This is a genomic window from Ramlibacter lithotrophicus, assembly GCF_012184415.1.
GTDB classification, from domain to species: domain Bacteria; phylum Pseudomonadota; class Gammaproteobacteria; order Burkholderiales; family Burkholderiaceae_C; genus Ramlibacter; species Ramlibacter lithotrophicus.
Genome location: NZ_VTOX01000003.1, coordinates 364,974 through 381,567, shown reverse-complemented (window position 1 = coordinate 381,567; position 16,594 = coordinate 364,974). Strand labels below are relative to the sequence as shown.

Genomic DNA, 16,594 nt, shown 5'->3' with positions numbered 1-16,594 from the left:
GGATGAGCGTGTGCGGGGAAACCCGTATCATCTGGCCTTCCCCATACACCGCCGGGTACCCGCCCGGCCGCTCCCGACGGATGACCGATCCCGATCCCACGGCGCTCGTGGAATGCCGCAATCTCAGCTTCGGCTATGGCGAGCGCACCGTCCTGTCGGACATCTCGCTGACCGTGCCGCGTGGCAAGGTCACGGCGCTCATGGGCGCCTCGGGCGGCGGCAAGACGACGATCCTGCGGCTGATCGGTGGCCAGGTGAGGGCGCGCCGGGGTGAGGTGCTGTTCGACGGGCAGGACGTCGGCCGGCTCGACCGGGCCGGGCTGTACGCCGTACGGCGGCGGATGGGCATGTTGTTCCAGTTCGGCGCGCTGTTCACCGACCTGACCGTTTTCGACAACGTTGCCTTCCCCCTGCGCGAGCACACCGGCCTGCCCGAGGTGCTGGTGCGCGACATCGTGCTGATGAAGCTCAACGCCGTCGGCCTGCGTGGTGCCCGGGACCTGATGCCGTCGCAGATCTCGGGCGGCATGGCCCGTCGGGTGGCGCTGGCCCGGGCCATCGCCCTGGATCCCGACCTCATCATGTACGACGAGCCCTTTGCCGGGCTGGACCCGATTTCGCTCGGCACCGCCGCTCAGCTGATCCGGCGCCTCAACGACACCCTGGGCATCACCAGCCTGGTCGTGTCGCACGATCTGGAGGAAGTCTTCGCGATCGCCGACCAGGTGATCGTGCTCGCCAACGGCGGGATCGCCGCGCAAGGCACGCCCGACGAAGTGATGAAGTCAACCGATCCGCTGGTCGACCAGTTCGTGCACGCCCGGCCGGAAGGGCCGGTGCATTTCCATTACCCCGGCCCCAGCGTGGCCGAGGATTTCGGCGGAGGGTTCCGCTCGTGAAGCGCGCGCCGCAGGCCGCGAGGAGCGCGGCGTGCTGAACTGGCTCCATCCCGCCAGGATCGGCCAGGCCACGCGGCGCAAGCTGGCCGACGTCGGGCATGCCACGCGCTTGCTCTTGCGCCTGGTGGCGCTGTCGGGTGCCAGCTTGCGGCGCTTCGGGCTGGTGCGCGACCAGGTGCACTTCCTGGGCAATTACTCGCTGGCGATCATCACCGTCTCCGGCCTGTTCGTCGGCTTCGTGCTGGCGCTGCAGGGCTATTACATCCTGCAGCGCTACGGATCGTCGGAGGCGCTCGGGCTGATGGTGGCGCTCAGCCTGCTGCGCGAACTCGGTCCGGTGATCACCGCGCTGCTGTTCGCCGGCCGGGCGGGTACTTCGCTGACGGCGGAAATAGGGCTCATGAAGGCCGGCGAGCAGCTCAGCGCCATGGAGATGATGGCCGTCGACCCGGTCCGCCGCGTGCTGGCGCCGCGCTTCTGGGGCGGCGTGATCGCGATGCCGTTGCTGGCGGCGGTCTTCAGCGCCGTCGGCGTCCTCGGCGGCTGGGTGGTGGGCGTCCTCATGATCGGCGTCGACCCCGGCGCCTTCTGGGGCCAGATGCAGGGCGGCGTCGACATCTGGAAGGACGTGGGCAACGGCGTGGTCAAGAGCGTGGTCTTCGGGGTCACGGTGACTTTCATCGCCGTGCTCGAGGGGTTCGAGGCGCAGCCCACGCCGGAAGGTGTTTCCCGGGCGACCACGCGCACCGTGGTGGTCTCGTCGCTGGCCGTGCTGGGACTCGATTTCGTCCTGACGGCCATGATGTTCAGCATTTAAGGAGAAGGCGAGATGGAACGCTCCCGGAGCGATGTGTGGGTGGGCCTGTTCGTGCTGGTCGGCGCGGCCGCCATGCTGTTCCTCGCGCTGCAATCGGCGAACCTGTTGTCGCTGAGCTTCCAGCCCACCTACCGGGTGGTGGCGAAATTCGACAACATCGGCGGGCTGAAGCGCCAGGCGGCCGTCAAGAGCGCCGGCGTCGTGGTCGGCCGCGTGGACACCATCGCCTTCGATGACAAGAGCTACCAGGCGCAGGTGACGCTCGCGCTCGAGACCCGGTACGTGTTTCCGAAGGACAGTTCGCTCAAGATCCTCACCAGCGGCCTGCTGGGCGAGCAGTACATCGGCATCCAGGCCGGGGCCGACGAAAAGAACCTTGCCGCCGGCGATACGATCACGTCGACGCAGTCCGCGGTCGTGCTCGAGAACCTGATCGGACAGTTCCTGTACAACCGGGCCGCGGATGCGTCCACGCCGGCCGCGAAGAAATGACCACCATGTTCCCCATCCCTGCGATTGCCGCGCGGCGGATCTCGCTCGTCGCGGCCCTGGCGCTCGCTCTGGGCGGCCTCGCGGGCTGCGCGAGCGGCCCCAACGCGAACCCGCGCGATCCGTTCGAGCCCTTCAACCGCAAGATGCTGGAGTTCAACGAGGCGGTGGACTCGGTCGCGCTCAAGCCGGCGGCGATCGCGTACCGCAACGCGGTTCCGCCGCTGGTGCGCACCGGCGTCAGCAATTTCTTCGGCAACATGCGCGACCTCTGGTCGGGCGTCAACAGCCTGCTGCAGTTCAAGTTCCACAACGCGGCGGAAAACATTCTCCGGTTCGAGGTCAACACGGTGTTCGGCCTCGGCGGCCTCCTCGACATCGCGAGCGAAATGAACATCGAACGCCACACCGAGGACTTCGGGCAGACGCTGGGCCGCTGGGGCGTGCCCGCCGGCCCGTACCTGATGCTGCCGATCTTCGGCCCGTCGACGGTGCGCGACGCGCTCGCCCTGCCGGTGGACCGCCGCGCCGACCCGCTGGGCACCGTCGAGGGCTGGGACGCGCGCTGGTCGCTGTATGTGCTGCGAGCGGTCGACACCCGGGCCAACCTGTTGCGCGTCACTTCGGTGCTGGGAGAAGCGGCCCTGGACAAGTACAGTTTCACCCGCGATGCGCACCTGCAGCGCCGGCGCGCCGAAATCCTCGAGGGCAAGCGCTCCGCCAGCGACGGCCGCGAGCCCGCCGCCGAGGGCGACGCGGCGCGTCCGGCCTCTGACGGCTACGTCCCGCCGGAGCCCGCGGAAGATGCCGCGCCGGCACGCTAGTTTCAGGCTGTTGCCCGCCGGATGGGCCGGGCTGGAACCGGGAGCGCGAAGGCGCTTCCAACCCACATCCGGTCTGTGACCGTTGAAAGGAAATGTGAATGAGAAGACGTGACCTGGGGCGGCTTGCCGCCGCAATGTTCGTGGTGGCGGCGTTCGCCGGCGTGCCGAAAGTTGCCCTGGCCGCCGACGAGGCGCCGGACGCGCTGATCAAGCGGCTCTCCGACGAGGTCATGGCCGCCATCAAGGCCGACAAGGACGTCAAGGCCGGCGATACGGCCAAGATCATGGCGCTGGTGGACAGCAAGATCATGCCCAACGTGAACTTCCAGCGCATGACCGCGGCGGCCGTCGGGCCGGCCTGGCGCCAGGCCACTCCCGAGCAGAAGAAGCGGCTGCAGGACGAATTCAAGACGCTGCTGATCCGCACTTACGCCGGCGCCCTGTCCCAGGTGGACGACCAGACCATCAGCATGAAGCCGTTCCGGGCCGCGCCCTCGGACACCGATGTGGTGGTGCGCAGCGAGATCAGGGGCCGCGGCGAGCCGATCCAGCTCGAGTACCGCATGGAGAAGACGCCGGGCCAGGGCGCCGGCTGGCGCATCTACAACCTCAACGTGCTCGGCGTGTGGCTGGTCGATACCTACCGCAGCCAGTTCGGGCCTGAAATCAATGCCAAGGGCGTCGACGGGCTGATCGCGACCTTGCAGGAACGCAACCGGTCCAACGCCAGCGCCGCCGCCAACGGCAAGAAGGGCTGACGCCCATGGACATGCTCGTCCTGCCCGCCCGCCTCACGCACGGACAGGCCGGGCCCTGCATGCAGATGCTGGCGCAGGCGCTGCGGGCCCAACCCGGGTCCACGGTGGTGGCCGACGCCGGGCCGCTCGGGCAGTTCGACTCCTCGGCGCTCGCGGTGCTGCTCGAGTGCCGGCGCGAGGCACTCGCGCAAGGCAAGAGCTTCTCGGTGAGCCGCCTGCCGCCGCGGCTGCGCGAACTCGCCACCTTGTACGGGGTGGGCGAACTGCTGCCTGCCGCCCCGTAGGACCTCTCTCCGCGGCCCCGGCGGCTGCGCGTACGGCTGGCTAGAATCGTGGGTTTCCATGCCCGCGATCTCCTTCCAGTCCGTCTCCAAGACCTACCAGGTCGCCCGCGGCGGAGCGCTGCGGGCACTCGCCGACGTCACTTTCGACATCGAGGAAGGCGAATTCTTCGGCCTGCTGGGCCCGAACGGCGCCGGCAAGACCACCTTGATCAGCATCCTGGCCGGCCTTGCCCGTCCGACCTCCGGCCGCGTCGCCGTGCGCGGTTTCGACGTGCAGTCGCAGTACGCCAGCGCGCGCCGGCAGTTGGGCGTGGTGCCGCAGGAACTCGTCTTCGATCCGTTCTTCAACGTGCGCGAGGCGCTGCGCATCCAGTCGGGCTACTTCGGGCTGGCCCGCAACGACGCCTGGATCGACGAACTGCTGGAGAGCCTCGGACTCGCCGACAAGGCCGACGCCAACATGCGCCAGCTGTCGGGCGGCATGAAGCGGCGCGTGCTGGTGGCGCAGGCGCTGGTGCACAAGCCCCCGGTGATCGTGCTCGACGAGCCGACGGCGGGCGTCGACGTCGAATTGCGCCAGACGCTGTGGCAATTCATTGCCCGCCTCAACCGCGAAGGCCACACGGTGCTGCTGACGACGCACTACCTGGAGGAAGCCGAGGCGCTGTGCGGCCGCATTGCGATGCTGCAGTCCGGCCGGGTCGTGGCCCTGGAGCGCACCAGCGAGTTGCTGCGCGCGGCTTCGAGCAACGTGCTGCGCTTCAAGGTCGACGGCGAGCTGCCGCCGCAGTTCGCCGCACGGGCGCGCGTCACGGGACGCATCGTGCAGCTGCCCGCCCATGACGCCCTCGAGATCGAGCGCTGGCTCGCGGAGATCCGCGAGGCGGGCCTGCGCGTCGAGGACGTGGAGATCCGAAAGGCCGATCTCGAAGACGTGTTCCTCGACGTGATGTCGCAGAACAGACAGCCGGCGGAGGCCGCATGACCGGCTGGCGGACGCTGTTCTACAAGGAAGTGCTGCGCTTCTGGAAGGTGAGCTTCCAGACCGTCGCTGCGCCGGTGCTGACGGCCGTGCTCTACATGCTGATCTTCGGCCACGTGCTGCAGGATCACGTGAAGGTGTACGACCAGATCAGTTACACCGCCTTCCTGGTGCCCGGGCTGGTGATGATGAGCGTGCTGCAGAACTCCTTCGCCAACAGCTCCTCGTCGCTGATCCAGAGCAAGATCATGGGCAGCCTGGTGTTCGTGCTGCTGACGCCGCTGTCGCACTGGGGCTGGTTCGTGGCGTACGTGGCCTCGTCGGTCGCCCGCGGCCTCGCGGTGGGGCTCGGCGTCTTCGCCGTCACGTTCCTGTTCGGGCGGCCGGCCTTCGTGGCGCCGCAGTGGATCCTGGTGTTCGCGGTGCTCGGCGCGTCCATGCTGGGTGCCCTGGGCATCATTGCCGGGCTGTGGGCGGAGAAATTCGACCAGATGGCGGCCTTCCAGAACTTCATCATCATGCCGATGACCTTCCTGTCCGGCGTGTTCTACTCCATCCATTCGCTGCCCGCCTTCTGGCAGGACGTGAGCCACCTCAACCCGTTCTTCTACATGATCGACGGCTTCCGCTACGGCTTCTTCGGGGTCAGCGACGTGTCCCCGTGGCTGAGCCTGGGCATCGTGGCCACGGCGTTCGCCGTCGTGAGCGCCGTGGCCGTCCACCTGCTGCGCATCGGCTACAAAATCCGCAGCTAGGACCATTTCCAGCCCCTTCCGCACCATGACTGCCGACGAACTGAAATCCATCATCAGCGCCTCGCTGCGCTGCGACTACATCGACGTCGACGGCGACGGCCGCCACTGGACCGCGCTGGTGGTCTCGCCCGAGTTCGAAGGCAAGCGCTCGATCCAGCGCCACCAGCGGGTGTTTGCCACACTCGGTGCCCGCATGAAGACCGACGAGGTGCACGCCTTGTCCATCCACGCCCTCACGCCGGCCGAGTGGCAGGCGGCGCAGCAGGCCTGAGACCGGCATGGACAAGCTCCTCATTCGCGGCGGCCGCCAGTTGCAGGGCGAGGTGCGCATCTCCGGCGCCAAGAACGCCGCGCTGCCGGAACTCTGCGCGGCGTTGCTGACCGACCAGCCGGTGGTGCTGGAGAACGTGCCCCGCCTGCAGGACGTCGCGACCATGCTCACGCTGATCCGCAACATGGGCGTGCAGGTGGAGCGCGGCGACGACGGCACGGTGCGCATCGATGCCTCGCGCCTGAGCTCTCCCGAAGCGCCTTACGAGCTGGTGAAGACGATGCGGGCCTCGGTGCTCGCGCTCGGACCGCTGCTGGCCCGCTTCGGCGAGGCGACCGTCTCGCTGCCCGGCGGCTGCGCGATCGGTTCGCGCCCCGTCGACCAGCACATCAAGGGCATGCAGGCGATGGGCGCCGAGATCGTCGTCGAACACGGCTACATGATCGCCAGGCTCCCCAAGGGACGCGAGCGCCTGCACGGCGCCGCCATCCGCACCGACATGGTGACGGTGACCGGCACCGAGAACTTCCTGATGGCGGCGACGCTCGCCGAGGGCGAGACCGTGCTGGAGAACGCCGCCCAGGAGCCGGAGGTCACGGACCTGGCGGAGATGCTGATCGCGATGGGTGCCCGCATCGAGGGCCACGGCACCAGCCGCATCGTGGTGCAGGGCGTCGAGAAGCTGCACGGCTGCACGCATCGCGTGGTTGCCGACCGCATCGAGGCCGGGACCTTCCTGTGCGCGGTCGCGGCGACCGGCGGCGACGTGGTGCTGCGCCACGGACGCGCCGATCACCTCGAGGCGGTGATCGAGAAGCTGCGCGACGCCGGCGCCAGCGTGAACGCCGTCGACGACGGCATCCACCTGCACGCGCAAGGGCGCCTCGCGCCGCAGAGCTTCCGCACCAGCGAATACCCGGGCTTTCCCACCGACATGCAGGCGCAGTTCATGGTCCTGAACGCCATCGCCGACGGCCCGTCGAAGGTCACCGAGACGATCTTCGAGAACCGCTTCATGCACGTGAACGAACTGGTGCGCCTGGGCGCGAACATCCAGGTGGAGGGGAAGTTCGCCGTGATCGAAGGCGTGGAGAAGCTGTCCGGCGCCACCGTGATGGCGACCGACCTGCGCGCGTCGGCCAGCCTGGTGATCGCCGGCCTCGTCGCCGAGGGCGAGACGCTGGTCGACCGCATCTACCACCTCGACCGCGGCTACGATCGTATGGAAGAGAAGCTGCGCGGCATCGGCGCCGACATCGAACGGGTCAAATCATGATCACGCTAGCCTTGTCCAAGGGCCGGATCTTCGAGGAGACCGTGCCGCTGCTGCGGGGCGCCGGCATCGAGGTGCTCGACGACCCGGAGCGGTCGCGCAAGCTGATCCTCGCGACCAACCGGCCGGAGGTCCGCGTCGTCATCGTCCGCGCCACCGACGTGCCCACCTACGTGCAATACGGCGGGGCCGACGTCGGCGTGACCGGCCTTGACACGCTGATCGAGCATGGCGCCGACTGGGGCGGCGGAGCCGGGCTGTACCAGCCGCTGGACCTCGGTATCGCGAAGTGCCGCGTCAGCGTGGCCGTGCGCGCCGACTTCGACTACGCCAGTGCCGTGCGCCAGGGCTCGCGGCTGCGCGTCGCGACCAAGTACGTCAACATCGCGCGCGAGTTCTTCGCCGCCAAGGGCGTGCACGTCGACCTGATCAAGTTGTACGGCAGCATGGAGCTGGCGCCGCTGACCGGCCTGGCCGATGCGATCGTCGACCTGGTGTCCACCGGCAACACGCTCAAGGCCAACCAGCTGGTCGAGGTCGAGCGCATCATGGACATCAGTTCGCGGCTGGTGGTGAACCAGGCGGCGCTGAAACTCAAGCAGCAGGCGATCCGCTCCGTCATCGACGCGTTCGCCGCCGCCACGAAGGCCACGGCATGACGTCCAGCGCCACTCCGTTGCGGCTGTCCACCGCGGATGCCGGCTTCGAAGACGAATTCGCCCGGCGGCTGCACTGGTCGGCGGAGACCGACGCGCAGGTGGAGCAGGCGGTGGGCGCCATCCTGGCCGACGTGCGCCGGCGCGGCGACGCCGCGGTGCTGGAATACACGAAGCGCTTCGACGCGCTCGAGGCGGCCACGCTGGCCGAACTGGAACTCACGCCGGCCGAATTGAAGCACGCCTTCGACGGGCTGCCGTCGCCACAGCGCGATGCGCTCGAGGCGGCGGCCAAGCGCGTGCGCAGCTACCACGAGGCGCAGCGCCGCGCCAGCGGCGAGAGCTGGAGCTACCGCGACGCCGACGGCACCTTGCTGGGCCAGAAGGTGACGCCGCTGGACCGTGTCGGCATCTACGTGCCGGGCGGCAAGGCGGCCTACCCGTCCTCGGTGCTGATGAACGCCCTTCCGGCGCATGTGGCCGGGGTGCCCGAGATCGTCATGGTCGTGCCGACCCCGCGCGGCGAGCAGAATCCGCTGGTGCTGGCCGCGGCCCACGTCGCCGGCGTGCACCGGGTGTTCCGCATCGGCGGGGCGCAGGCGGTCGGGGCGCTGGCCTACGGCACGCAGACGGTGCCGCGCGTGGACAAGATCACCGGCCCCGGCAACGCCTACGTCGCGAGCGCCAAGCGGCGCGTGTTCGGCCAAGTCGGCATCGACATGATCGCCGGCCCGAGCGAAATCCTGGTGCTGGCCGACGGCAGCACGCCGCCCGACTGGGTGGCGATGGACCTGTTCTCGCAGGCCGAGCACGACGAGCTGGCGCAGAGCATCCTGTTGTGCCCCGACGCGGGATACATCGACCAGGTGCAGGGTGCCATCGACCGGCTGCTGCCGGAGATGCCGCGCGCCGCGATCATCGCCGCATCGCTCAATGGCCGCGGTGCGCTGATCCAGACGCGGAGCATGGAGGAGGCGTGCGCGATCAGCAACCGGATCGCCCCCGAGCACCTCGAGATCGCCAGCCGCGATCCGCACCGTTGGGAGCCGCTGCTGCGCCATGCCGGCGCGATCTTCCTTGGCGCCTTCACCAGCGAATCGCTGGGCGATTACTGCGCCGGGCCCAACCATGTCCTGCCCACCAGCGGCACCGCGCGCTTTTCCAGCCCGCTGGGCGTGTACGACTTCCAGAAACGCAGCAGCCTGATCGAGGTGAGCGAGGCGGGCGCGCAGGCGCTCGGTGCGATCGCCTCGGAACTCGCGCACGGCGAAGGCCTGCAGGCGCACGCCCGCGCCGCCGAAATGAGGTTGAAGCGATGAGCGGCCTGCCCGAGCGCCTGCAGCACCTGATCCGCCGCGACGTGCAGGGACTGCACGCGTACGCGATCCAGCCGTCGGCGGGAATGATCAAGCTCGACGCGATGGAGAACCCGTACCGGATGCCAGCCGAGCTGCGCGCCCGGCTCGGCGAGCGGCTGGCCGAACTGGCCCTGAATCGCTATCCGGGCGAGCGCATCAACGAACTGCGCGCGGCGCTGGCCGCCCACGCCGGCATGCCCGAGGGCTTCGAGCTGATGCTCGGCAACGGCTCCGACGAGCTGATCTCGATGATCGCGATGGCCTGCGACGTCCCCGGGGCGGGCATCCTGGCGCCGGTGCCCGGCTTCGTGATGTACGCGATGAGCGCGCAGCTGCAGGGGCTGAAATTCACCGGCGTGCCGCTCACGGCCGACTTCGAGCTGGACGAGGCCGCCATGCTGGATGCGATAGCCCGCGACCGGCCGTCGGTGATCTACCTGGCGTATCCGAACAACCCGACGGCCAACCTGTGGAACGACGCGGTGATCGAGAAGATCGTCGAGGCAGCGCCCGGGCTGGTGGTGATCGACGAGGCCTACCAGCCTTTTGCCAGCCGCAGCTACCTGGATCGGCTGCAGCGCCACCAGCACGTGCTGCTGATGCGCACGATGAGCAAGTTCGGACTGGCCGGGGTGCGCATCGGCTACCTCATCGGACGCAAGGCGCTGGTCGCCGAGCTGGAGAAGGTGCGTCCGCCCTACAACGTGAGCGTGCTCAACGCCGAGGCGGCCTTGTTCGCGCTGGAGCATGCGGACGTGTTCGCGGCCCAGGCGGCGCAGATCCGAAGCCAGCGCGCGGCGCTCCTGGCGGAACTCGCGCGGCTGCCCGGAGTCAAGCCCTGGCCCAGCGACGCGAACATGATCCTCGTGCGCGTGCCGGACGCCGCCCGGGCTTTTGCCGGCCTCAAGGAGCGCCGGGTGCTGGTCAAGAACGTTTCTACAATGCACCCATTGCTGGCCGACTGCCTGCGCCTCACGGTGGGAACCCCCCAGGAGAACGCGGAACTGCTCGCGGCCCTGCAAGCCAGCCTATGAACATGCCTTCCGCCGACCACACGCCCAGCCACCGACGAGCGGAGGTGGCCCGCAACACCGCCGAAACCCGCATCACCGTCCGCCTGGACCTGGACGGGACGGGCGAGGGCCGCTTTGCCACCGGCATCGGCTTCTTCGACCATATGCTGGACCAGATCGCACGCCACGGCATGATCGACCTGGACATCCGCGCCGAGGGGGACCTGCACATCGACGGCCATCACACGGTGGAGGACGTGGGCATCACGTTCGGCCAGGCGGTGCATCGCGCCGTCGGCGACAAGAAAGGCATCCGCCGCTACGGCCATGCCTACGTGCCGCTGGACGAGGCGCTGTCGCGGGTGGTGATCGATTTCTCCGGACGGCCGGGACTGGTGATGAACGTGCCGTTCAAGAGCGGCATGATCGGCACCTTCGACAGCCAGCTGGCGCACGAGTTTTTCCAGGGCTTCGCCAACCACGCATTCGTCACGCTGCACGTCGACAACCTGCGCGGCGAGAACGCCCACCACCAGTGCGAGACCGTGTTCAAGGCGTTCGGGCGGGCCCTGCGCATGGCGCTGGAGCTCGATCCCCGGTCCGCCGGCATCGTGCCCTCCACGAAAGGCTCGCTCTGACCGCAACCCTGGGAGCGCCGCGGCGTGCCCGAGTGAGCTGAATTCGCATGAAAACCGTGGCAGTCGTCGACTATGGCATGGGCAACCTGCGCTCCGTGGCGCAGGCCGTGCTGCACGTGGCGCGCGGCAGCGGCTTCGAGGTCGTGGTGACCTCGCGGCCCGAGGACGTGCGCGCGGCCGACCGGATCGTGCTGCCCGGACAGGGCGCCATGCCGGACTGCATGCGCGAACTGGCGCAATCGGGGCTGCGTGCGTCGGTGCTGGAGGCCGCCGCCGCCAAGCCGCTGTTCGGCGTGTGCGTGGGCATGCAGATGCTGCTCGATCGCAGCGCCGAAGGGCCGACGGACGGCCTCGGCCTGATCCACGGCGAGGTCCTGCGGTTCGACCTCGAGGGCCGGCTGCAGCCCGATGGCAGCCGCTACAAGGTCCCGCAGATGGGATGGAACCAGGTGTTCCAGACCCAGCCGCACCCGATCTGGGACGGCGTGCCGGATGCCAGCTACTTCTATTTCGTCCACAGTTTCTACGTCCGCCCGTCCGATGCGCGCCACAGCGCCGGCCAGGCCGATTACGGCACGCGCTTTACCGCGGCCGTGGCGCGGGATAATATTTTTGCCACCCAGTTCCATCCCGAGAAGAGTGCCGACCAGGGGCTCGCCCTGTACCGCAACTTCCTGCACTGGACCCCCTGATCCCGACCCGCTGCTTCCGGCACCATGCTCCTCATTCCCGCGATCGACCTGAAAGACGGCCACTGCGTTCGCCTGCAGCAAGGTGACATGGCCCGCGCCACCACGTTCAGCGAGGACCCGGCCGCGATGGCGCGCCACTGGGTCGACAAGGGCGCCCGGCGCCTGCACCTGGTGGACCTGAACGGCGCCTTCGCGGGCAAGCCGCAGAACTACGCGGCGGTGAAGTCCATCCTCAAGGAGGTCGGCGACGAGATCCCGGTGCAGCTCGGCGGCGGCATCCGCGACCTGGACACGATCGAGAAGTACATCGACGGCGGCCTGCGCTACGTGATCATCGGGACCGCCGCGGTGAAGAACCCCGGGTTCCTCCAGGACGCCTGCACGGCGTTCGGCGGACACATCATCGTGGGCCTCGACGCCAAGGACGGCAAGGTCGCCACCGACGGCTGGAGCAAGCTGACCGGGCACGAGGTGGTGGACCTGGCACGCAAGTTCGAGGGCTGGGGCGTCGAATCCATCGTCTATACCGATATCGGCCGCGACGGCATGCTGACCGGCATCAACGTCGAGGCCACCGTGAAGCTGGCGCAGGCGCTGCACATCCCGGTGATCGCCTCGGGCGGGCTGTCGAACATGGCGGACGTCGAGAAGCTGTGCGCCGTCGAGGACGAAGGCGTCGAAGGCGTGATCTGCGGGCGCGCCATCTATTCGGGCGACCTCGACTTCGTCGCCGCCCAGGCCAAGGCCGACGAGCTCGGCAAGTGAAGGACGCGCGGCGCCGCGCCGCCTGACAACATGCTCGCCAAACGGATCATTCCCTGCCTGGACGTCACCGGCGGCCGCGTCGTCAAGGGCGTCAATTTCGTCGAACTGCGCGATGCCGGCGATCCGGTGGAGATCGCGGCCCGCTACAACGAGCAGGGCGCCGACGAACTCACCTTCCTGGACATCACCGCCACCAGCGACGACCGCGGGCTGATCCTGCACATGATCGAGGCCGTGGCCTCGCAGGTGTTCATTCCGCTCACCGTGGGTGGCGGCGTGCGCACGGTCGACGACGTCCGTCGGCTGCTCAACGCCGGCGCCGACAAGACCAGTTTCAATTCCGCCGCGATCGCCAACCCCGACGTCATCTCCGCGGCCGCCGGGAAGTACGGCTCGCAGTGCATCGTCGTCGCGATCGACGCCAAGCGGCGGACTGGCGACGACGCGGCGCAGCGCGGCCCGGGATGGGACGTCTACAGCCACGGCGGGCGCCGCAACACGGGCCTCGATGCGCTGGAATGGGCCCGGCAGATGGCCGGGCGCGGCGCCGGCGAGATCCTGCTGACCAGCATGGATCGCGACGGCACCAAGGCCGGTTTCGACCTGGAGCTGACGCGCACGATCAGCGACGCGGTGCCCGTACCGGTGATCGCATCGGGAGGTGTCGGCAACCTCGACCACCTCGCGGACGGCATCCAGCTGGGGCATGCGGACGCCGTCCTGGCGGCCAGCATCTTCCACTACGGCGAGTACACCGTCGGCCAGGCCAAGGCCCGCATGGCCGAGCGCGGCATCCCGGTGCGCCTCTGACCGCCGACTCGGCGCGCGGCGCCATCCGTCACAATAACGCCATGGACTGGCTCGATCAGGTGAAGTGGGACGCGCAAGGCCTCGTGCCGGCCATCGCGCAGGAGGCCGGCAGCAAGGACGTGCTGATGTTCGCCTGGATGGACCGGGAGGCGCTGCGCAAGACCGTGGAGCTCGGACGCGCGGTGTATTTCAGCCGCTCGCGCGGCAAGCTGTGGTTCAAGGGCGAGGAATCGGGCCACGTGCAGACCGTCCACGAGGTGCGGCTGGACTGCGACAACGACGTGGTGCTGCTGCAGGTGACGCAGCAGGGCCACGATCCATCCATCGCCTGCCACACAGGCCGCCACAGTTGCTTTTTCCGGGTGTACCGCGACGGCGCCTGGCACACCGTCGAGCCGGTGCTCAAGGACCCGCAGGCCATCTACCGATGAACAGCATGGAAACAGGGGAACACGGCCAGGAAGACCTGCTCGAGCGGCTGGCCTCGGTCATCGAAACGCGCAAGCCGGCCCACGGCGGCGACCCGGAAAAGAGCTATGTGGCGCGGCTGCTGCAGCGCGGCCCGGATGCCTTCCTCAAGAAGATCGGCGAGGAAGCCACCGAAGTCGTCATGGCCGCCAAGGACCTGGATGCGGCCGGCACGCCCGACGCGAGGCGCAAGCTGGTGGGCGAAATGGCCGACCTGTGGTTCCACTGCATGGTCGCGCTGGCCCATTACGGGCTGCGTCCCGCCGATGTCATCGCCGAGCTGGTCCGCCGCGAGGGCACCAGCGGCATCGAGGAAAAAGCCATGCGCAAGACGCAGCAGCGCGAAAGCGCCGGGGAGTGAACGCACGATGTCCGCGCCCTACGACGACGTGAAAAGCCCCGGCGACCGCACCGTGATGCACGTGCTGTACGGCCTGCACACCATTTCCTGGGCCAGCATGGGCATGCTCGCCGTGATCGCGCTGATCGTGAACTACATCAGGCGCGCCGACGAGCACGATTCGTTCTACGTGGCCCACCACAGCTACATGATCTCCACCTTCTGGTGGACCGTGTTGTGGCTGGTGGTCACCGGTCCCTTGTGGCTGCTGTTCTTCTTCCCCGGGATGGTGGCGTACACCGTGATCGGGCTGTGGTATCTCTACCGCTGCCTGCGGGGCTGGCTGCGCTTCAACGACGGCCGCCTGCCGGCTTGACCCACCGACGACACCATGAGCGCTGCCGACCCGAACTGTGTGTTCTGCAAGATCGTCGAGGGCAAGATCCCTTCGCGGAAAGTGCACGAGGACGATGAGATCCTCGCCTTCCACGACATCCATCCGTGGGCGTCCGTGCATTTCCTGATGGTGCCCAAGCAGCACATCGCGTCGCTGGCGCAGGTCGGCCCCGAGCACGAGCCGCTGCTGGGCCGGATGATGGCGCTGGCCCCGAGGCTGGCGCTGCAGGAGGGCTGCCGGCCTTATCCGCAAGGCGGCTGGCGCGTGGTGATCAACACCGGCGACGATGGCGGGCAGGAGGTCCACCACCTGCACATCCACGTCTTCGGCGGGCCGCGGCCCTGGCTGAAGGGCTGAGCGCGCCGCAGTCTCCTCATCAGGGCTGAACTTCTGCTGCCCGACTAGAATCCACAGGTTGTACGGGAGTCGGGAGGCATTGCCTGGCCGGGCATGCGCCCGCGGGGCGCGACTCCTTCCAATGAGGCCGTTCGGCCGGAGGTAATACACATGGGTTCGTTTTCGATTTGGCACTGGTTGATCGTCCTGCTGATCATCGTGCTGGTGTTTGGCACCAAGAAGCTGAAGAACATCGGCTCCGACCTGGGCGGTGCGGTGAAGGGGTTCAAGGACGGCATCCGGGACGGCGCGGCGAGCGACCAGCCCGCGTCGCCCCCGAGCCAGGTCACTGCCTCCTCGCAGCCGGCCGCCGACAAGACCACCATCGACGTGGAAGCCAGGAACAAGTCCTGACCCACGGCCCGGTGGGCACCCCCGCCCGTTGTCCGCGCAGGCGGATGGGGTGCGTGCCTGCCGGCGCGTTGCCCCTTCATTGAATCCGCATGATCGACTTTGGCTTCGACAAGATCCTGGTGATCGGCACCGTGGCGCTGATCGTGATCGGCCCCGAAAAGCTGCCGCGCGTGGCGCGCACCGTCGGCACGCTGATGGGCAAGGCCCAGCGTTACGTGGCCGACGTGAAGGCCGAGGTCAACCGCTCCATCGAGCTCGAAGAGCTCAAGAAGATGAAGGAGTCGGTGGAGACGGCCGCGCGCGACGTCCAGGCCGCCGCCCGCGACGTGGAGAGTTCGCTGCAGGCCACCGCCACCGACCTGGAGCGTTCCTGGGGCGGCATGGGGGAAGGCGCGGCGGCCCTCGAAGCGCCGCTTTCCTATCCCGAGTACCGCCACCCGAAGAAGAAGTGGCGGATCAAGCAGGGCGCCACGCCCGGCTGGTACAAGGCGCGCAACGGCATCCGCACCAAGGCGCTTTCCGGCGCCGCGCGGGTCGCCCGATACCGCCCCCATAAATTCAACTGATGTCCGAGCGCAACCAAGAAGACGAGCTCGCAGGCACCGAGCAGCCATTTGTCGCCCACCTCGTCGAACTGCGCGACCGGCTCGTCAAGGCGCTGATCGCCGTCGGCCTGGTGGCCGGCGTGCTGGCGCTCTATCCCGGCCCGGGAGCGTTGTACGACCTGCTGGCCGCGCCGCTGGTGGCGCACCTGCCCAAGGGCGCCACGCTGATCGCCACCTCGGTGATCTCGCCGTTCCTGGTGCCGCTGAAGATCCTGCTGATGACGGCGTTCCTGATCGCGCTGCCGGTGGTGCTCTACCAGGTGTGGGCCTTCGTCGCGCCGGGGCTGTACTCGCACGAGAAGAAGCTGGTCCTGCCGCTGGTGGTCTCGAGCACCGTCCTGTTCTTTGCCGGCGTGGCGTTCTGCTACTTCTTCGTCTTCGGGCAGGTGTTCTCGTTCATCCAGAGCTTCGCGCCCAAGAGCATCACCGCCGCGCCTGACATCGAGGCCTACCTCAGTTTCGTGCTGACGATGTTCATCGCGTTCGGAATGGCCTTCGAGGTGCCGATCGTCGTGGTGGTGCTGGCGCGCATGGGGTTCGTGACGATCCAGAAACTGAAGGAGTTCCGCCCGTATTTCATCGTCACGGCGTTCATCATCGCCGCCGTGGTCACGCCGCCGGACGTGGTGTCGCAGCTGGCGCTGGCGATCCCCATGGTGCTCCTCTACGAGGTCGGCATCTGGGCCGCCCAGGTGTTCATCAAGCACACCAAGGCGCCCGGGGAGAACGAAACCGCCGCCGCGGACTGAC

At 68.3% G+C, this 16,594-nt stretch carries 24 protein-coding genes; all 24 read left to right on the top strand.

The genetic code is table 11. The features are described 5' to 3' along the window. Positions 1 to 80: 80 nt before the first annotated feature. On the top strand, positions 81 to 899 hold the full coding sequence (locus RAMLITH_RS11695; protein ID WP_168107572.1) for an ABC transporter ATP-binding protein: 819 nt from the start codon (positions 81 to 83) through the stop codon (positions 897 to 899). Between the two features lie 34 nt (positions 900 to 933). Further along, the gene (mlaE, locus tag RAMLITH_RS11690) at positions 934 to 1,716 is read left to right on the top strand and encodes a lipid asymmetry maintenance ABC transporter permease subunit MlaE (protein ID WP_168107746.1); all 783 of its coding nucleotides are present in this window, start codon (positions 934 to 936) and stop codon (positions 1,714 to 1,716) included. A 12-nt stretch (positions 1,717 to 1,728) separates the two neighbouring features. Continuing rightward, positions 1,729 to 2,208, top strand: a complete 480-nt coding sequence (mlaD, locus tag RAMLITH_RS11685; protein WP_168107571.1) for an outer membrane lipid asymmetry maintenance protein MlaD — start codon at positions 1,729 to 1,731, stop codon at positions 2,206 to 2,208. Further along, positions 2,205 to 3,029 carry an MlaA family lipoprotein gene (locus RAMLITH_RS11680; RefSeq protein ID WP_168107570.1) on the top strand — a complete coding sequence of 275 codons (825 nt, stop codon included), beginning with the start codon at positions 2,205 to 2,207 and terminating at the stop codon, positions 3,027 to 3,029. Before mlaD ends, RAMLITH_RS11680 begins: the two co-directional genes overlap by 4 nt. Positions 3,030 to 3,127: 98 nt before the next feature. Continuing rightward, complete coding sequence (locus RAMLITH_RS11675) at positions 3,128 to 3,787, top strand: MlaC/ttg2D family ABC transporter substrate-binding protein (protein WP_168107569.1); 660 nt, start codon at positions 3,128 to 3,130, stop codon at positions 3,785 to 3,787. 11 nt (positions 3,788 to 3,798) lie between these two features. After that, entirely contained in the window at positions 3,799 to 4,071 is a 273-nt protein-coding gene (locus RAMLITH_RS11670) for an STAS domain-containing protein (protein ID WP_168107745.1), read from the top strand. A 58-nt stretch (positions 4,072 to 4,129) separates the two neighbouring features. After that, the gene (locus tag RAMLITH_RS11665; protein ID WP_168107568.1) at positions 4,130 to 5,056 is read left to right on the top strand and encodes an ABC transporter ATP-binding protein; all 927 of its coding nucleotides are present in this window, start codon (positions 4,130 to 4,132) and stop codon (positions 5,054 to 5,056) included. Continuing rightward, on the top strand, positions 5,053 to 5,808 hold the full coding sequence (locus RAMLITH_RS11660) for an ABC transporter permease (protein WP_168107567.1): 756 nt from the start codon (positions 5,053 to 5,055) through the stop codon (positions 5,806 to 5,808). The genes RAMLITH_RS11665 and RAMLITH_RS11660 overlap by 4 nt, the downstream gene beginning before the upstream one ends. 25 nt (positions 5,809 to 5,833) lie before the next feature. Beyond that, positions 5,834 to 6,079: a BolA family protein gene (locus RAMLITH_RS11655; RefSeq protein ID WP_168107566.1), complete on the top strand. Its 246-nt coding sequence runs from the start codon at positions 5,834 to 5,836 to the stop codon at positions 6,077 to 6,079. Between the two features lie 7 nt (positions 6,080 to 6,086). Then, positions 6,087 to 7,355, top strand: a complete 1,269-nt coding sequence (gene murA, locus RAMLITH_RS11650; RefSeq protein ID WP_168107565.1) for a UDP-N-acetylglucosamine 1-carboxyvinyltransferase — start codon at positions 6,087 to 6,089, stop codon at positions 7,353 to 7,355. Continuing rightward, on the top strand, positions 7,352 to 8,011 hold the full coding sequence (gene hisG, locus RAMLITH_RS11645; RefSeq protein WP_168107564.1) for an ATP phosphoribosyltransferase: 660 nt from the start codon (positions 7,352 to 7,354) through the stop codon (positions 8,009 to 8,011). The genes murA and hisG overlap by 4 nt, the downstream gene beginning before the upstream one ends. After that, positions 8,008 to 9,327, top strand: a complete 1,320-nt coding sequence (gene hisD, locus RAMLITH_RS11640) for a histidinol dehydrogenase (protein ID WP_168107563.1) — start codon at positions 8,008 to 8,010, stop codon at positions 9,325 to 9,327. Before hisG ends, hisD begins: the two co-directional genes overlap by 4 nt. After that, complete coding sequence (hisC, locus tag RAMLITH_RS11635; protein WP_168107562.1) at positions 9,324 to 10,400, top strand: histidinol-phosphate transaminase; 1,077 nt, start codon at positions 9,324 to 9,326, stop codon at positions 10,398 to 10,400. Before hisD ends, hisC begins: the two co-directional genes overlap by 4 nt. Further along, a complete protein-coding gene (gene hisB, locus RAMLITH_RS11630; protein ID WP_181017773.1) occupies positions 10,397 to 11,017 on the top strand; it encodes an imidazoleglycerol-phosphate dehydratase HisB in 621 nt (206 codons plus the stop codon). Before hisC ends, hisB begins: the two co-directional genes overlap by 4 nt. 47 nt (positions 11,018 to 11,064) lie before the next feature. Then, positions 11,065 to 11,709 (top strand): imidazole glycerol phosphate synthase subunit HisH, encoded by a 645-nt coding sequence (gene hisH / locus RAMLITH_RS11625; RefSeq protein ID WP_168107561.1) that lies wholly within the window; start codon positions 11,065 to 11,067, stop codon positions 11,707 to 11,709. 24 nt (positions 11,710 to 11,733) lie between these two features. After that, positions 11,734 to 12,474: a 1-(5-phosphoribosyl)-5-[(5-phosphoribosylamino)methylideneamino]imidazole-4-carboxamide isomerase gene (gene hisA, locus RAMLITH_RS11620; RefSeq protein WP_168107560.1), complete on the top strand. Its 741-nt coding sequence runs from the start codon at positions 11,734 to 11,736 to the stop codon at positions 12,472 to 12,474. 30 nt (positions 12,475 to 12,504) lie between these two features. Further along, a complete protein-coding gene (hisF, locus tag RAMLITH_RS11615; protein ID WP_168107559.1) occupies positions 12,505 to 13,284 on the top strand; it encodes an imidazole glycerol phosphate synthase subunit HisF in 780 nt (259 codons plus the stop codon). Positions 13,285 to 13,325: 41 nt separating this feature from the next. Then, complete coding sequence (gene hisI / locus RAMLITH_RS11610; protein ID WP_168107558.1) at positions 13,326 to 13,715, top strand: phosphoribosyl-AMP cyclohydrolase; 390 nt, start codon at positions 13,326 to 13,328, stop codon at positions 13,713 to 13,715. Next, entirely contained in the window at positions 13,712 to 14,113 is a 402-nt protein-coding gene (locus RAMLITH_RS11605; RefSeq protein ID WP_168107557.1) for a phosphoribosyl-ATP diphosphatase, read from the top strand. The genes hisI and RAMLITH_RS11605 overlap by 4 nt, the downstream gene beginning before the upstream one ends. A gap of 7 nt (positions 14,114 to 14,120) precedes the next feature. Continuing rightward, complete coding sequence (locus RAMLITH_RS11600; RefSeq protein WP_168107556.1) at positions 14,121 to 14,468, top strand: DUF4870 family protein; 348 nt, start codon at positions 14,121 to 14,123, stop codon at positions 14,466 to 14,468. A gap of 15 nt (positions 14,469 to 14,483) precedes the next feature. Beyond that, positions 14,484 to 14,846, top strand: a complete 363-nt coding sequence (locus RAMLITH_RS11595) for a histidine triad nucleotide-binding protein (protein WP_168107555.1) — start codon at positions 14,484 to 14,486, stop codon at positions 14,844 to 14,846. Between the two features lie 150 nt (positions 14,847 to 14,996). After that, the gene (gene tatA / locus RAMLITH_RS11590) at positions 14,997 to 15,239 is read left to right on the top strand and encodes a Sec-independent protein translocase subunit TatA (RefSeq protein WP_168107554.1); all 243 of its coding nucleotides are present in this window, start codon (positions 14,997 to 14,999) and stop codon (positions 15,237 to 15,239) included. Positions 15,240 to 15,328: 89 nt separating this feature from the next. Beyond that, the gene (gene tatB, locus RAMLITH_RS11585; protein ID WP_168107553.1) at positions 15,329 to 15,805 is read left to right on the top strand and encodes a Sec-independent protein translocase protein TatB; all 477 of its coding nucleotides are present in this window, start codon (positions 15,329 to 15,331) and stop codon (positions 15,803 to 15,805) included. Then, positions 15,805 to 16,593 (top strand): twin-arginine translocase subunit TatC, encoded by a 789-nt coding sequence (gene tatC, locus RAMLITH_RS11580; RefSeq protein WP_168107552.1) that lies wholly within the window; start codon positions 15,805 to 15,807, stop codon positions 16,591 to 16,593. The genes tatB and tatC overlap by 1 nt, the downstream gene beginning before the upstream one ends. The last annotated feature ends 1 nt before the right edge of the window (position 16,594 follow it).

Bases quoted from the DNA above. Each gene is read 5' to 3' on its own strand.
- RAMLITH_RS11695 (WP_168107572.1), top strand. From the start codon at position 81: ATGACCGATCCCGATCCCACGGCGCTCGTGGAATGCCGCAATCTCAGC.
- mlaD (WP_168107571.1), top strand. From the start codon at position 1,729: ATGGAACGCTCCCGGAGCGATGTGTGGGTGGGCCTGTTCGTGCTGGTC.
- RAMLITH_RS11680 (WP_168107570.1), top strand. From the start codon at position 2,205: ATGACCACCATGTTCCCCATCCCTGCGATTGCCGCGCGGCGGATCTCG.
- RAMLITH_RS11675 (WP_168107569.1), top strand. From the start codon at position 3,128: ATGAGAAGACGTGACCTGGGGCGGCTTGCCGCCGCAATGTTCGTGGTG.
- RAMLITH_RS11670 (WP_168107745.1), top strand. From the start codon at position 3,799: ATGCTCGTCCTGCCCGCCCGCCTCACGCACGGACAGGCCGGGCCCTGC.
- RAMLITH_RS11665 (WP_168107568.1), top strand. From the start codon at position 4,130: ATGCCCGCGATCTCCTTCCAGTCCGTCTCCAAGACCTACCAGGTCGCC.
- RAMLITH_RS11660 (WP_168107567.1), top strand. From the start codon at position 5,053: ATGACCGGCTGGCGGACGCTGTTCTACAAGGAAGTGCTGCGCTTCTGG.
- RAMLITH_RS11655 (WP_168107566.1), top strand. From the start codon at position 5,834: ATGACTGCCGACGAACTGAAATCCATCATCAGCGCCTCGCTGCGCTGC.
- murA (WP_168107565.1), top strand. From the start codon at position 6,087: ATGGACAAGCTCCTCATTCGCGGCGGCCGCCAGTTGCAGGGCGAGGTG.
- hisG (WP_168107564.1), top strand. From the start codon at position 7,352: ATGATCACGCTAGCCTTGTCCAAGGGCCGGATCTTCGAGGAGACCGTG.
- hisD (WP_168107563.1), top strand. From the start codon at position 8,008: ATGACGTCCAGCGCCACTCCGTTGCGGCTGTCCACCGCGGATGCCGGC.
- hisC (WP_168107562.1), top strand. From the start codon at position 9,324: ATGAGCGGCCTGCCCGAGCGCCTGCAGCACCTGATCCGCCGCGACGTG.
- hisB (WP_181017773.1), top strand. From the start codon at position 10,397: ATGAACATGCCTTCCGCCGACCACACGCCCAGCCACCGACGAGCGGAG.
- hisH (WP_168107561.1), top strand. From the start codon at position 11,065: ATGAAAACCGTGGCAGTCGTCGACTATGGCATGGGCAACCTGCGCTCC.
- hisA (WP_168107560.1), top strand. From the start codon at position 11,734: ATGCTCCTCATTCCCGCGATCGACCTGAAAGACGGCCACTGCGTTCGC.
- hisF (WP_168107559.1), top strand. From the start codon at position 12,505: ATGCTCGCCAAACGGATCATTCCCTGCCTGGACGTCACCGGCGGCCGC.
- hisI (WP_168107558.1), top strand. From the start codon at position 13,326: ATGGACTGGCTCGATCAGGTGAAGTGGGACGCGCAAGGCCTCGTGCCG.
- RAMLITH_RS11605 (WP_168107557.1), top strand. From the start codon at position 13,712: ATGAACAGCATGGAAACAGGGGAACACGGCCAGGAAGACCTGCTCGAG.
- RAMLITH_RS11600 (WP_168107556.1), top strand. From the start codon at position 14,121: ATGTCCGCGCCCTACGACGACGTGAAAAGCCCCGGCGACCGCACCGTG.
- RAMLITH_RS11595 (WP_168107555.1), top strand. From the start codon at position 14,484: ATGAGCGCTGCCGACCCGAACTGTGTGTTCTGCAAGATCGTCGAGGGC.
- tatA (WP_168107554.1), top strand. From the start codon at position 14,997: ATGGGTTCGTTTTCGATTTGGCACTGGTTGATCGTCCTGCTGATCATC.
- tatB (WP_168107553.1), top strand. From the start codon at position 15,329: ATGATCGACTTTGGCTTCGACAAGATCCTGGTGATCGGCACCGTGGCG.
- tatC (WP_168107552.1), top strand. From the start codon at position 15,805: ATGTCCGAGCGCAACCAAGAAGACGAGCTCGCAGGCACCGAGCAGCCA.